This is a genomic window from Sphingobium sp. GW456-12-10-14-TSB1 (genome assembly GCF_059424385.1).
In genome coordinates, this window is record NZ_JBWKZI010000001.1 from 2,868,348 (window position 1) to 2,881,547 (window position 13,200).

The following is a 13,200-nucleotide window of genomic DNA, read 5'->3' on the forward strand; positions in this document are numbered from 1 at the left end:
GGCAAAGTTGCGAAATGCCACCCACGTTGATTTTTCGGACAGAGCGAATCAATCATGGGCAGCAGCGGCGGCCCTGGCATTGCCGCGCACGCCTTTCGCTTCGGGTGACACGGGCGCAAAGCCCTGCAAAGTCGCCCACTTTGCCAGTCGGAGCAGGAATTTCACGATCTTGGCAATTCTCCCCTTGCCCATCCCGAAAAGCGCTGCTAGTTGCCCGCCTCACCCGACGGGGACAGCGTCTCCATCAAGCGTCGAGCGGGCGTAGCTCAGGGGTAGAGCACAACCTTGCCAAGGTTGGGGTCGAGGGTTCGAATCCCTTCGCCCGCTCCAGTTTTCCTAAGAAAATCAATTAGTTCTGCGATCACCGCCATTGGCGGGTAGATGCCAAATTTCATTGGTGTCCACTTGGTGTCCACCGATTTTGCGGTAATGAGCTCGCGTTGATCCGTTCCGCTCCGCTCGTTTTTTGAGCGGTGCCGCGACGACGATCCGTCGATCATGTCCTCGCCATTGCCGATTCTCATCGAGACGTGTCCGCAACGAGATCGGGTGGTGGGGAAGCCTTCCCCTCCCCGTGAGCCGCGTTCCTCGTCTCCCCGGACCCCTTCGAACGGGGCTGCCGCCCCATAACGCCCTGCCAGAGGGAGAGTGCGGCCGGTTGGCCGTGACGGGTTTAGCACGGCGAGAGAGGCTCGCCGTCGGCCCGTCATGGAGACCTCCCATGAACCGAACCAACGGATCGGCCGAGCGCGCCGACGTCTATTCGCGCATCACCGCCGAGATTATTTCCGCGATCGAAGCCGGCGCCGGCGATTGGCGCATGCCCTGGCATCACGACGGCGCCGCCGTCACCCGTCCCGAGAACATCGCTTCATCAAGGCGCTACCGCGGCGTGAATGTTCTGGCGCTTTGGATTGCCGCACAGGCGTCCGGCTATCCCAGTGGCATCTGGGGAACCTATCGCCAGTGGCAGGCCGTTGGCGCGCAGGTTCGCAAGGGTGAGCGCGGCACCACCGTCGTGCTCTGGAAGCAGGCGGCTTGCCGAGCCGATGACGATCACGATGACGGCGATCCGCGCCCAGGCCGAATGTTCGCCCGCGCGTTCACCGTGTTCAACATTGCCCAGGTCGAGGGATATGAACCGGAACCGGCGACCTTGCTGCCCGAGTGTGAGCGCATCGCCCATGCCGAGACATTCGTCGCGGCATTAAAGATACCGATCACCGAAGGCGCCTATGACGCCCATTACCGGATCGACCTCGATCAGATCTTCATGCCGCCTTTCTCGGCGTTCCGCGATGCAGTCGCCCAGATGGGGACGATCCTCCACGAGTGCGCGCACGCTACAGGGGCAAAGCATCGTCTCGATCGCAATTTCGGCGATCGGTTCAAGCGCAATTGGCTGCCTATCGAAGAAGCCTGCGCCGAACTCACCGCGTCGTTCGTACTGGCTGACCTCGGCATCGCGCACCATCCGCGACCCGATCATGCCGCTTACGTTGCCTCGTGGTTGCGAGCGCTGAAAGATGATCCGCGCGCGATTTTCACTGCTGCCAGCAAGGCTCAGCAAGCGGCCGACTGGATGTGGGCACAGCAGCCCCAAGCCAAGGAGTTGGCGGCATGATCCTCGTCACACCAGAATTGCGCGACCAACTGCGCGCCAATCACCGCGCCCGCTGCGAGGCGCTTCGCCGCGGCGAACCCGCGCCGGACCCGATGCCAGTGGTTCGCTTCTTCAATCCCCTTGGCCCCGCCACCTGGCTCGCCACGGAGTTGGATGAAGACGGGATTCTCTTTGGCCTCGCCGATCTCGGCTTCGGCTGTCCGGAACTGGGGAGCTTTGCGCTGGAGGAACTGGAATCTATCCAGCTTCCCTTCGGTCTCGGCATCGAGCGCGATGTCCTCTTCGAGGGCGAGTTTCCGCTCTCGGTTTATGCCGAGGCCGCTTCCCGCGCCGGATCGCTGGTTGAGGGTGAATGCATCCTTCGGCGGGTGGCGACGGATAGCGACGGAGGGGAATGAGGTGAATCCGTCAGACGAATATCGCTGGACCTGGTCCAACGGCAGGATCTCTCGACAAATTGTTCACTGACCCCGGTTACCATAGCTGCGTTTGTCAGAGGAGGAGTGACGGGTGGACCTCATGCAAATCAGTGCCGATCCATGCCGTCATGTTGCGCGGCTGCCCGATCTGGATGCAGCGGTTCGAAGGATATTCCCGCTCGGCCGTTTCCTCGACATCCTTCGGTCGAAAGATATGGGGCTGGTCGCACCTCATTTCTGGGAAGATCCGCGCGAGGATCCGGCAGCCTTGTGCATGCTGGAGGGAAGCAAGCTCTCTCCGCCGAAAGGACAACAACCACTCTCTGCCTATCTGGCGCCGGTCTGGGCGCAATGCTGGTCGCTCAATCCTGGTTCGGACACCTTGCTTCGCGCCTATTCGCGCGTGCGGATCGATCCACAAAGCCGGCGGAACAGCGATCGTGATGCGGAAGGCGTTACCGTCACAACGACCGTCCGGCACCTGCTGGCGGCGGCGGAAGGCTGGCATGCTGACGGCGCCGACAGTCATTTCGTGATCGGCTGCGTCGATTATGTCGAAGACAACGAAATCGGCCAGCGCATCGTCAATGCGTGCAACACCGACGGGTATGGCCCCGCCTTCTTCCGCACCGTGCAGGGACGCGCCGAATCACTCCTTTGGAAGCGGAATTATTTTGCACATGAGCAGGAAGTGCGACTGATGCTGATCGCACGTTCCTGGCCGAAGGATCAGGCCGTGCCTCAGGTTCGCAATGTCCGGGTAGAGCCGAACACGCTCTTCCACAGCATCAGCTTCGATCCCCGGCTCATTTCCTTCGAAACGAAGGAGCGGGAGGCCGAGATACGCGACGCGGGCTATACCGGCGAGATACGGCCGGACCACAGCTATCAGAAGATCCTCAATCTGCTGGAAATGCGCCGGGACTGGCCCGATCCCTGATTGAACTATTTCCCATCAGTCTCGTCGATCAGGCGCTGGACCATGCCGATCGACGTGTCGTCGATCGGCCGGATGGTCTCGCCGCAGCCTGGGCACTCGACCGTGCGATCGAGTCGCAGCGTCCGATAGCTGACGCTGAATTCGCGTCCGCAGACCGGGCAATCGGCCTGTGCCCTGATGTCGTCGAGATCATTGCCCATGGCGCATCAATAGCCCGGCGCGGCTTAGCGCACCAACGACCGGTGCCCGCCCGCCTGAGGCGGGCGGGAGAGGAAGAGGAAGGCCGGAGGCCTTTGTGACGGGCTGGGAGCCGGGAGAGAGTCTCGCGGCGGCCCGTCATGGAGAAGTCCCATGGCCAAAGCGCCCCAGAAAATCACCCTTAGCGGCTCGCGCGATATTCCGTTCGACCGCTTGCATCTATCCCAGTCCAATGTCCGCCGGGTGAAGGCCGGCGTATCGATCGGCGAGCTGGCAGAGGACATCGTCCGCCGCACTCTGCTCCAGAGCCTCAACGTGCGGCCCATCCTGGATAGCGAGGGCCATGAGACCGGCCAGTTCGAGGTGCCGGCCGGTGGCCGGCGGTTTCGCGCGCTGGAGCTACTGGTGAAGCAGAGGCGGCTCGCGAAGGACGCAGCCGTCCCCTGTGTCGTCAAGGCGGCCGACGACGTGATCTCCGCCGAAGAAGACAGCTACGCGGAAAACACCTTTCGCGAGCAGCTTCACCCACTTGACCAGTTCCGGGCCATGCAAGCGATGGTCGACAAGGGACAAGATGTCGAATCGATCGCCGCGCACTTCCTCGTGACGCCGGCCGTCGTGAACCAGCGGCTGAAGCTCGCGAGAGTTTCACCCAAGCTGCACGAGGTCTATGCCGAAGACGGCATGACGCTGGAGCAGCTCATCGCCTTCTCGGTCTCCGACGATCATGAACGTCAGGAGCAGGTCTGGGAACTGCTTGCCCATAGCTACAACCGGTCGGGCGCCTACATCCGGCAGAAGCTGACCGAGAACAGCGTGCGTGTTTCGGACAAGCGGGTGCGGTTCGTCGGGACTGACGCCTATTTCGAAGCGGGTGGTGGCGTAATGCGCGACCTCTTCGAGGATGACGACGGCGGCTGGCTGACCGATCCCGCGCTGCTCGACCGGCTCGTCGCTGCAAAGCTCGAAGCCGAAGGGGAGAAAATCGGCGCCGAAGGCTGGAAGTGGGTCGCGACCGCCGTCGATTTGCCCTGGGGCGTGACCAATGGCTTGCGCCAGATCGACGGCGTGCCGGTCCTGCGGACTGCCGAAGAGGATGCACGGCTCGCGAAGTTGGAGGCCGAGGCCGAAGAGATCGAGGCGGAGTGGTCCGACGACCCGAATGTCCCGGAAGAGGTGCATGAACGCATCGCCGCCATCGATGCCGAGATCGGCGCTCTGGTCGAGCGTCCACTGACCTTCAACGCGCAAGAGATGCCGCGGTCTGGCGTATTCCTTTCAATCGAGGGCGATGGATCGCTCTGCATCGAACGCGGCTATATCCGCCCGGAGGATGAGCCAGTCGCCGAGAACGAAGACGACGAAGCGGATTCGGATTCCAGCGCCGAGAGGCATTCTGCCGATGAGGGCAGCGAGATGGCGAACGGTGCGGCCGGGACCAATGTCGTGCCGATCGACACGGTATCCGCCGCAGACGATGAGGAAGGTGGCGAAATTCTCAAGCCCCTTCCCGACCGCCTGGTCGCCGAACTGACAGCATGGCGCACGCTCGCGCTGCAGGATGCCCTCGCGCAGAACCCATCCACGGCCTTCGCGGCGGTGCTGCACACTTTCGTGCTCAGCACCTTCTACACCTACAGCCGCGAATCCTGCCTGGAACTGTCGCTCTGCAAGGTGTCGTTCGGGTTCGCGCCTTCAGGTTTGCGCGACAGCACGCCGGCCAAGGCGATTGCTGAGCGCCACAAGCGCTGGGCCGACCGGCTGCCGGACAGCGACAAGGATCTGTGGGACGCGCTGCTCCAGTTCGACGGTGCCGAACAGGCCGCGCTGTTCGCGCATTGCGCTTCGCAGGCATTGAACGCGCAAGCCGAGGTGGTGCCGAAGTATGACAATGGCCGCATCTCGAAGCACAGCGTCGAGCGGCGCATTGCGCACAGCCATGTCCTGGCGCGGACCGTTGGCCTCGATCTGGTCGGCGCGGGCTGGCGTCCGACGGTCGATGGCTATTTCCGCAGCGTGACCAAACCACGCATCCTTGCCGACGTCGCCGAGGCCAAGGGATCGAAGTTCGCCGAAATGATCGACCATCTGAAGAAGGGCGACATGGCGAACGAGGCCGAGCGGCTGCTTGAGGACGCCGGATGGCTTCCCGAGCCGATGCGGACGCCCGAACTGCTCGACGTGCCTGCCAACGGCCCGGCGGCGGATGCCGAAGCTACCGATCTGCCGGCTTTTCTCGACGACGAGGCGCAGCCGGTCGATGACGATGGTGACGGCATCGCGGCAGCGGCCTGACCTTCCAGCGGGGCGATTTCGACCGTCCCGCCTATCTCCCCGTCCATCATTCGAGCCCGGCGTAACCGCGTCGGGCTTTCGCATTTTCAGGAGACATATGATGCGAACCACCCAGATCGACACCGCGACACCCGATGAACTGGCGCCCGTGTTGCTGCTCGCCCTTCAGCGGCTCGGGCAGCTTGGCCGCCCCGGCGCCATCGCACTCGCGCGGCGGGTCGAGGATGATGACGCCGATTTCGATGAAGCGGCCGAATGGATCGCGGACATCGCCTCTGGCGGCCTTCGGGAATGACCCGGCGGCGCCATCCACCCTGTTTCCAATCATTCTCGCAAGCCCGGTCTCCACGCCGGGCTTTTGCCTTTCAGGAGACCTCCAATGACGGACGCAAACCGGCCTGCCATCGACATGGCGGCGATCATGCAGCGCTTTTCTCAATGGGAAGCCGATGCCGCGAACCTCGTTCCCGAAAACAAGGCAAAGCTGTTCACCTGCCTCGCTTCGATGGGCATCACGCTCGTAACCGTCACCTTCGACGGCTATGGCGATAGCGGCCAAATCGAGGATATCACGGCCTTCATCGGCGATCAGCCAGCCGATCTGCCCGGCGGCGCCGTTGAAATGAAGACGCTGCACCATGGCGCCGACCAGCCCGTCGCCAATTGCCACTCGGCAAGCGAAGCGATCGAGAACCTTACCTATGACCTGCTCCGCCAGACGCATTGCGGGTGGGAGAATAATGACGGCGCATATGGCGAATTCACGTTCGACGTGACCGCCGGGACGATCACGCTCGACTATAATGAGCGGTTCACCTCGTCCGAAAACTATGCGCACGAATGGTGAGGAGGCGATGATGGGACATTGTTATCACCATGCGCTGTCCTCGGTCCGCAAATGGGGAGGCGAGCCGGAAGACTATCTGCCACTTCACCAGTGGTTCGATGAATCCAAGGCGATCACGGCGGATTTCCGGCACCGCGCTTTGCGTCATCATGCCGAGGGCATCTTCATGCTCGAGCGCTTCTTCGGCGCGACGATCACTGTCTCGACGGGGCGCGTCGTTCCCGTTCGCCTTGTCGGGGAGCAGCACGTTTGCGAGGATCTGGGGTTTATCCCGAGCTTCGCAGACTGGGTGCGATGCATCCGGCCCGAGCCCTGGATGGGTCGCGCACAGCCGATTCACCGCGATGTCGATCCGTTCGAAGCCCTTGCCGCCTGACTAACGGCACTCACGCATTTTCAATCAAGCCGCTGCCCTCGGCGCCGATCGCCGGGGCCAAAGCATATCAAGGAGCCAGACGATGGCCGATTATTACACCCCGACCGTGGTCGAACCGTTTATTCCGCTCAGCGCTATGCTGCCGATCGAACGCCTGTTCCTCGCACAGGTGTTCGAAGAGGAAATCGCTGACGAGGCTGCCTATTACTACAGCGAGGAGGGCGCCAACGATCTTATCTTCATGCCCGCTGGCGACGTCCGGGCGGCCCTTGACGCGGCCAAGCCCGGCACCAGCCGTCTTGCACAGAAGCTGATTGATGAACAGCCCGATGCGATCCTTGGCGAGGATGACATCGAACTCGATATGTGCGGCGATCTCTGGACCGACGTGTTGCAGGACATCGTGCGCCGCTCGCCAGCCCTCGATCATCTGACCGTGACTATGGCTTTCACCTGCTCGAAGATGCGATCCGACGGCTTTGGCGGGCTCGCCATGCTGATCACCGCCGAGACCATCCGTTCGGAATCGACCAACACGCTGTTCGACCGCTTCTACAAGGAAGCTCAGGCCAACGAGGAAATCGGTCATGGCAATCCCTGATTACGCCCGCGCCAATTTCGAGACGCTGGTGAAGGCCGCCAAGGCAGGCGATCTGGCGCTGATGGAATGCACCGAAGTCGTGAGTGGTAAGACCCGCTATGTCCTCTGCGCCGTCCACCGCGACGAAGGCGATTATGTGATGACGCCGTTCGGCCATCTCGCTCCTGGCAATCCCTACGAGGCCTACACTCCGCCTGCTTGAGTGCGCCGCAGTGCGGCCGCTCATGTAGTAATCCGGATACGCTGGCGCCATCCACTCCAGTTGAGAGGAAGAGTCCTGACCGGGAGGGGGAACCCGGCCGGGCCTCAAAAGGGAGAGCATCCGGCGGGCTTCACCTGTTCCCGCTCTCCCGGAGGCCTCCACCAATGATCCAGATCCTGTCCGACGCGGCGCTTCGCGCCGCGTCCCTTACCGCTGCGTTCGACTTTGAGGCGCGGGCGCAAGCTCTGCTAGCAGCCGCGCGCAGCCTATTGCCAGCGCTCGAGGCAGGCCGCGCTATTGACGCAACCCTGCTCCACTCGGCGATGACAGATGCTTTCGGCGCGAGCGATTCCGAAGGCGCCTGGGATTGGAAAAGCGCCTACGACGCCTGTGAGGCCGCCGAAATCCTGTTCCTGCGGCGTTATGGCCAGGCGATTGTCGGCCGCGCGGCGCCGAACGCACTGGCGCTGATCGAGCGCATCGCCGCCTTGATGCCCACGCACACCCGCCGTTCGGAAACCTCGCAGGCACTCCAGCAGTTCAGCACGCCGCCCGGCCTTGCCTTCGTCGCAAGCGTGGCGGCGTCGATCCATCCCGGCGATCATGTGCTGGAGCCATCCGCCGGCACCGGCATGCTCGCCGTCCATGCCCCGCTGGCGCGGGCGGGGCTCACGCTCAACGAACTGGGCGAGACCCGCGCCGAGATGCTGAGGCTGCTGTTCCCGGACGTGCCGGTCTCGGGTCATGATGCCGCTTCGATCGACGACCGGCTGCCTGCCGCCATCCGCCCGAGCATCGTGCTGATGAATCCGCCGTTCTCAGCGGTCGCGCATGTCGACCGCACCATGAAGGACGCGGCTCTGCGCCATATCGCCTCAGCGCTGGTGCGCCTGGAGCCCGGCGGCCGCCTGGTCGCGATCACGGGTGCGAATTGTGCGCCCGATGCGCCAGCCTGGCGCGACACCTTCGCGCGGTTGCAGGAGACGGGCCGCGTCGTATTCACCGCCGCGATCGACGGCAAAGTCTATGCGAAGCATGGCACGACGATCGACACCCGCCTGACCGTCATCGACAAGCTGCCGGCCGAAGATCCTTGTAGCTTCCCGCCGAGCGCGGGCGTCGCCCCGGATACCGCGATCCTGCTCGCCTGGGTTCAGGCACAGGTTCCGCCGCGCTCACCTATCACACCGCCACCAGTCGCGGTCCTGCCGGTCACGGCATCGGCTTCGCCTGTCCGAACGAACGCGTGGGCTGCGGTGGCAGTCTCGGCGCCTTCAGAGCCCGAACCGGAGGCGGTCGAGCTGGCCTATGACACTATGGACTGGACACCGCCGGCGGAACGCTTGGGGGACAGCATTTATGAGCCCTATGTGCTCCAGTCGATCGCGATCTCCGGCTCAGCCACGCATCCGACACCAATGGTCCAGTCTGCGGCGATGGCTTCGGTCGCGCCGCCCAAGCCCTCCTACCGCCCGCATCTGCCGCCGCAACTCGTGACGCTTGGCATATTGTCCGACGCCCAGCTCGAATCCGTCATCTTTGCAGGAGAAGCGCATTCGGGGCATCTGTCGGGCGCATGGAAGGCCGATGCGACCTTCGATGTCGTCTCCGCCGCGCCGGAGGATACCGAAGACGCCGTGACGTTCCGGCGCGGATGGTTTCTGGGCGACGGCACCGGCGCGGGCAAGGGCCGCCAGGTCGCGGGTATCATTCTCGACAATTGGCTGAAGGGGCGCCGCCGCGCGGTGTGGATTTCCGTATCGGACCGGCTGCTTGAGGACGCCCAACGCGACTGGTCGGCGCTTGGCCAGGAGCGGCTCCTAGTGACGCCGCTCTCGCGCTTCCGTCAAGGCGCCGGTATCCGACTCGACGAGGGCGTGCTGTTCACCACCTATGCGACGCTGCGCTCGCAGGAGCGCGGTGGCAAGAAGTCGCGGGTCGAGCAGATCGTCGAATGGCTAGGGCCGGACTTCGACGGCGTGATTGTGTTCGACGAAGCCCATGCCATGGCCAATGCGGCGGGCGGCAAGGGGGAGCGCGGGGATGTCGCGCCCTCACAGCAAGGCCGCGCCGGCCTACGTCTCCAGCATGCGCTGCCCGATGCCCGAATCGTCTATGTCTCGGCGACCGGCGCGACCACCGTCCAGAACCTCGCTTATGCGCAAAGGCTGGGCCTTTGGGGCAGCGAAGATTTTCCGTTCGCGACGCGCGGTGAATTCGTCAGCGCGATCGAGAATGGCGGGGTCGCTGCGATGGAAGTTCTGGCCCGCGATTTGAAGGCCCTCGGTCTCTATGCCGCCCGCTCGCTGTCCTTCGATGGCGTCGAATATGAGATGCTCGAGCACAAGCTCACGTCTGAGCAGGTCCGCATCTATGATAGTTTCGCTTCTGCGTTCGAGGTGATCCACAACAACCTTGATGCCGCGCTCGAAGCCGCCGGCGTCACCAGCGCCATCCATGGCACTCTGAACCGGCAGGCCAAAGCCGCCGCGAAATCCGCCTATCAGGGGATGCTCCAGCGCTTCTTCAATCACCTCATCACCAGCATGCAGACGCCGAGCGTCATCGCCAGCATCGAACGCGATCTGGAAGCAGGGCACGCGGCCGTGGTGCAGATCGTCTCGACCGGCGAGGCCTTGCAGGAGCGCCGCCTCGCCGAAATCCCCGCCGACGAATGGAATGACGTCTCGGTGGACATCACGCCGCGCGACGGCGTCCTGTCCTACCTCCAGCACAGCTTTCCGGTGCAGCTCTACGAGCCGTTCACCGATGGGGAAGGCAATCTCTCCTCCCGTCCGGTCCATGACGACGACGGCAACCCGGTCGTCAACCGCGAGGCCGTGCGTCGGCGAGATGCGATGATCGAACGGCTCGCCGCACTCCCGCCCGTTCCCGGCGCGCTCGACCAGATTGTCCAGCATTTCGGGACGGACATGGTCGCCGAGGTAACCGGGCGTTCGCGCCGCATCGTTCCCCGGTGCAACGATGACGGCTCAATCCGCTTTGCGGTTGAGAACCGCCCCTCTTCGGCAGCTCTGCACGAGACCGACGCCTTCCAGAATGACGCCAAGCGCATCCTCGTCTTCTCCGAAGCCGGCGGCACCGGCCGATCCTATCATGCCGATCTTGGCGCCGCGAACCAGCGCCGCCGCGTCCATTATCTGCTCGAAGCAGGCTGGAAGGCCGACGCGGCGATCCAGGGGTTCGGCCGCACCAACCGGACCAATCAGAAGCAGCCGCCGCTGTTCCGGCCGGTCTCGACCGATGTAAAGGCGCAGAAACGCTTCATCTCGACCATCGCCCGGCGTCTGGATTCTTTGGGCGCGATCACCCGCGGCCAGCGCCAGACCGGCGGCCAGAATATGTTCCGGCCCGAGGATAATCTCGAAAGCTGGTATGCCCGCGATGCGCTGCGCCAGCTCTATGTCCTTCTCGCGCGCGGCAAGGTCGAAGGCTGCTCGCTCGCCCGCTTCGAAACGGCGACTGGACTCTCGCTTCTCGACGGCGACGGCGGCCTCAAGGACGAACTGCCCGGCATCAACACCTTCCTCAACCGCATGCTCGCGCTCGCCGTCGCGATGCAGAACCTGCTGTTCGAGGCATTCGAAGGCCTGCTCACCGCCCGGATCGAACAGGCGCGGGCGTCGGGCAGCTATGAAATCGGTTTGGAGACCTTGCAGGCCGAGAGCTTCCGCATCGTCGGACGCACGCCGATCTATACCCATCCGGGCACGGGCGCGCAGACGCAGCTTCTGACCATCGAGCGCAAGGACCGGCTGACGCCGCTGTCTCTGGAGGACGCGCTGGCTATGGTTGGTAGCAAGGGCGCAAAGCTGCTGGTCAACAGCAAGACGGGCCGCGGCGCCGTCCAGCGCCGGGCGCGCAGCGTGACCGATGACGACGGCGCCGTTCATCCGCGCGTGCGCCTGATCTGGCCGCTGACCGCCAGCGTCGTTCCAGCGGAAACGCTGCTGGCAAGCCAATGGGAGGAAGCCGACCACGACAGGTTCAGCGCGGCGTGGAAGGCGGAACTTGTAGGACTACCCACGCATGAGACTTCGACCCTGCACATGGTCTCCGGCCTGCTGCTCCCGATCTGGAAGCGACTGCCCGACGAGTCGACACGCGTTTATCGGCTCCAGAGCGATGACGGCGAGCGGGTCATCGGCCGCCGCGTGTCTCCGGCCTGGGCGGCAAGCGTCACCAATGACGATGGCCCGGTGCGGCTTTCCGGCGAGGAAGCCTTGTCGATGCTGATGTCCGGCGAAGCCGTGATGCATCTGGCGCAGGACCAGAAGCTCCAGCGTGTCCGCGCCATGCACGACTGGCGCATCGAACTGACCGGTTTCAACGATCTGGGCGTCGAACGCCTCAAGGCCATGGGCTTGATCTCGGAGATCGTCTCGTGGAAACTCAGGCTCTATGTGCCGGCAGGGGCTGTCGGCGCCGATGTGCTGGACCGGCTGCTCGAGCGATATCCGATCGACAGGCTCTCCACGCGCAAGGCCGCCTGAGGAGCCCCGCCATGCAAAGCCCTGCAACGATCATTGCCGAACGTCTCGCCGAGAATGCGGAGGGCGTCTGTCGCCGCTACCTGTCCAAAGGGCACCGGGAAGGCCGCTACTGGCTGGTCGGCGACGTTCACAACACGCCGGGGCGAAGCCTCTATGTGCGCTTGGCCGCGTCCCCCGATGGGCGCGGCCAGGCCGGCAAATGGACCGATGCGCAGAGCGGCGACCATGGCGATCTGCTCGATATCATCGCCATCGCGCGGAATTGCCGGAGCATGCGCGAGACGCTCGATGAAGCTCGGCACTTCCTCAGCATGCCGATCCCGCCACCGTCTGAGGACAGGCCCGTCCGACGCAGCAAGGTGCCGACCGGCACGCCGGAAGCGGCGCGGCGGCTCTGGGTGGCATCGAAGCCGGTCGCGAACAGTACTGCAGCGGCCTATCTCGCATCCCGGCAGATCACTGATCTCACCGGCTGCGAGGCGCTGCGGTTTCACGGCAACTGCTGGTATCGCGCGTCAAAGGATAATGCGCCCGATACGCGTCCGGCATGGCCGGCAATAATCGCGGCAGTCACCGATCTCGACGGCGGCGTCACCGGGGTTCACCGGACCTGGCTGGCGCTAGACGGCTCCGACAAGGCGCCGGTCGCCTATCCGCGCCGCGCCATGGGCCACCTGCTCGGACATGGCGTCCGGTTCGGGCCAGGTGGCCCCGTCATGATGGCGGGCGAAGGCATCGAGACCATGTTGTCGCTGCGCCAGGTCATGCCCATGATGCCCGCGATCGCGGGGCTCTCGGCCGCGCATCTCGCTGCCATCCTCTTCCCGGCCATGCTGCGCCGGCTCTATGTCGCACGCGATGACGATCCCGCCGGGTCGGGAGCGTTGGAGACACTTGCCGAGCGGGGGATCCCGGCGGGGATCGAGGTCATGCCGCTCGAACCCAGGCTCGGGGATTTCAACGACGATCTTACCGCCTTTGGGCGGGAGCGGCTCATTGCGAGGCTGCGGGATCAACTCCGGACGGAGGATGCGGAACGCTTCCTGACGCAGGTGTAAGGGCTGGGCTGCCGGGAACGTCCGCGGTCCCGGGTGATCGCCATCATCTCCGGCAACTTCGAGACGCCGCGCGCTCGTGCCTTCGGTAGAGGGCGACTGCGGCAAATGGATCGGGGCGGCAATGGC

12 protein-coding genes and 1 tRNA gene are annotated in these 13,200 nt (G+C 64.1%); 12 read left to right on the forward strand and 1 reads right to left on the reverse strand.

Features of this window, described 5'->3' with window-relative positions:
- The first annotated feature begins 255 nt into the window (after nucleotides 1-255).
- The 4 genes from AC07X9_RS13990 (at nucleotide 256) to AC07X9_RS14005 (ending at nucleotide 2,983) form a co-directional block, all read left to right on the forward strand.
- Nucleotides 256-330 (forward strand) — tRNA-Gly (locus AC07X9_RS13990).
- Between the two features lie 391 nt (nucleotides 331-721).
- On the forward strand, nucleotides 722-1,624 hold the full coding sequence (locus AC07X9_RS13995; RefSeq protein WP_086485829.1) for an ArdC family protein: 903 nt from the start codon (nucleotides 722-724) through the stop codon (nucleotides 1,622-1,624).
- On the forward strand, nucleotides 1,621-2,022 hold the full coding sequence (locus AC07X9_RS14000) for a DUF2958 domain-containing protein (RefSeq protein WP_086485830.1): 402 nt from the start codon (nucleotides 1,621-1,623) through the stop codon (nucleotides 2,020-2,022). The genes AC07X9_RS13995 and AC07X9_RS14000 overlap by 4 nt, the downstream gene beginning before the upstream one ends.
- 112 nt (nucleotides 2,023-2,134) lie before the next feature.
- Complete coding sequence (locus AC07X9_RS14005) at nucleotides 2,135-2,983, forward strand: hypothetical protein (protein WP_140159594.1); 849 nt, start codon at nucleotides 2,135-2,137, stop codon at nucleotides 2,981-2,983.
- A 5-nt stretch (nucleotides 2,984-2,988) separates the two neighbouring features.
- On the opposite strand, the gene AC07X9_RS14010 is transcribed toward AC07X9_RS14005, so the two are convergent.
- Complete coding sequence (locus AC07X9_RS14010) at nucleotides 2,989-3,183, reverse strand: hypothetical protein (RefSeq protein ID WP_086485832.1); 195 nt, start codon at nucleotides 3,181-3,183, stop codon at nucleotides 2,989-2,991.
- Nucleotides 3,184-3,334: 151 nt separating this feature from the next.
- Between AC07X9_RS14010 and AC07X9_RS14015 the strand changes: the two genes are divergently transcribed.
- From AC07X9_RS14015 to AC07X9_RS14050, 8 genes are all read left to right on the forward strand, one after another.
- The gene (locus AC07X9_RS14015) at nucleotides 3,335-5,476 is read left to right on the forward strand and encodes a ParB/RepB/Spo0J family partition protein (RefSeq protein WP_086485833.1); all 2,142 of its coding nucleotides are present in this window, start codon (nucleotides 3,335-3,337) and stop codon (nucleotides 5,474-5,476) included.
- Between the two features lie 97 nt (nucleotides 5,477-5,573).
- Nucleotides 5,574-5,771 (forward strand): hypothetical protein, encoded by a 198-nt coding sequence (locus tag AC07X9_RS14020; protein ID WP_254908076.1) that lies wholly within the window; start codon nucleotides 5,574-5,576, stop codon nucleotides 5,769-5,771.
- An 84-nt stretch (nucleotides 5,772-5,855) separates the two neighbouring features.
- Entirely contained in the window at nucleotides 5,856-6,323 is a 468-nt protein-coding gene (locus AC07X9_RS14025) for a DUF6878 family protein (protein WP_086485834.1), read from the forward strand.
- 10 nt (nucleotides 6,324-6,333) lie between these two features.
- The gene (locus AC07X9_RS14030) at nucleotides 6,334-6,699 is read left to right on the forward strand and encodes a DUF6915 family protein (RefSeq protein ID WP_086485974.1); all 366 of its coding nucleotides are present in this window, start codon (nucleotides 6,334-6,336) and stop codon (nucleotides 6,697-6,699) included.
- A gap of 82 nt (nucleotides 6,700-6,781) precedes the next feature.
- Nucleotides 6,782-7,300: a hypothetical protein gene (locus AC07X9_RS14035; protein ID WP_086485835.1), complete on the forward strand. Its 519-nt coding sequence runs from the start codon at nucleotides 6,782-6,784 to the stop codon at nucleotides 7,298-7,300.
- A complete protein-coding gene (locus AC07X9_RS14040) occupies nucleotides 7,287-7,502 on the forward strand; it encodes a DUF6117 family protein (protein WP_086485836.1) in 216 nt (71 codons plus the stop codon). The genes AC07X9_RS14035 and AC07X9_RS14040 overlap by 14 nt, the downstream gene beginning before the upstream one ends.
- Before the next feature lie 164 nt (nucleotides 7,503-7,666).
- Nucleotides 7,667-12,016 (forward strand): strawberry notch-like NTP hydrolase domain-containing protein, encoded by a 4,350-nt coding sequence (locus AC07X9_RS14045; RefSeq protein ID WP_086485837.1) that lies wholly within the window; start codon nucleotides 7,667-7,669, stop codon nucleotides 12,014-12,016.
- A gap of 11 nt (nucleotides 12,017-12,027) precedes the next feature.
- Nucleotides 12,028-13,074, forward strand: a complete 1,047-nt coding sequence (locus AC07X9_RS14050; RefSeq protein WP_086485838.1) for a DUF7146 domain-containing protein — start codon at nucleotides 12,028-12,030, stop codon at nucleotides 13,072-13,074.
- The last annotated feature ends 126 nt before the right edge of the window (nucleotides 13,075-13,200 follow it).

Coding starts and splice junctions, on each gene's coding strand:
- AC07X9_RS14025 (WP_086485834.1), top strand. CDS start 5,856: ATGACGGACGCAAACCGGCCTGCCATCGACATGGCGGCGATCATGCAG.
- AC07X9_RS14045 (WP_086485837.1), top strand. CDS start 7,667: ATGATCCAGATCCTGTCCGACGCGGCGCTTCGCGCCGCGTCCCTTACC.
- AC07X9_RS14000 (WP_086485830.1), top strand. CDS start 1,621: ATGATCCTCGTCACACCAGAATTGCGCGACCAACTGCGCGCCAATCAC.
- AC07X9_RS14015 (WP_086485833.1), top strand. CDS start 3,335: ATGGCCAAAGCGCCCCAGAAAATCACCCTTAGCGGCTCGCGCGATATT.
- AC07X9_RS14050 (WP_086485838.1), top strand. CDS start 12,028: ATGCAAAGCCCTGCAACGATCATTGCCGAACGTCTCGCCGAGAATGCG.
- AC07X9_RS14035 (WP_086485835.1), top strand. CDS start 6,782: ATGGCCGATTATTACACCCCGACCGTGGTCGAACCGTTTATTCCGCTC.
- AC07X9_RS14010 (WP_086485832.1), bottom strand. CDS start 3,183: ATGGGCAATGATCTCGACGACATCAGGGCACAGGCCGATTGCCCGGTC.
- AC07X9_RS13995 (WP_086485829.1), top strand. CDS start 722: ATGAACCGAACCAACGGATCGGCCGAGCGCGCCGACGTCTATTCGCGC.
- AC07X9_RS14040 (WP_086485836.1), top strand. CDS start 7,287: ATGGCAATCCCTGATTACGCCCGCGCCAATTTCGAGACGCTGGTGAAG.
- AC07X9_RS14020 (WP_254908076.1), top strand. CDS start 5,574: ATGATGCGAACCACCCAGATCGACACCGCGACACCCGATGAACTGGCG.
- AC07X9_RS14030 (WP_086485974.1), top strand. CDS start 6,334: ATGGGACATTGTTATCACCATGCGCTGTCCTCGGTCCGCAAATGGGGA.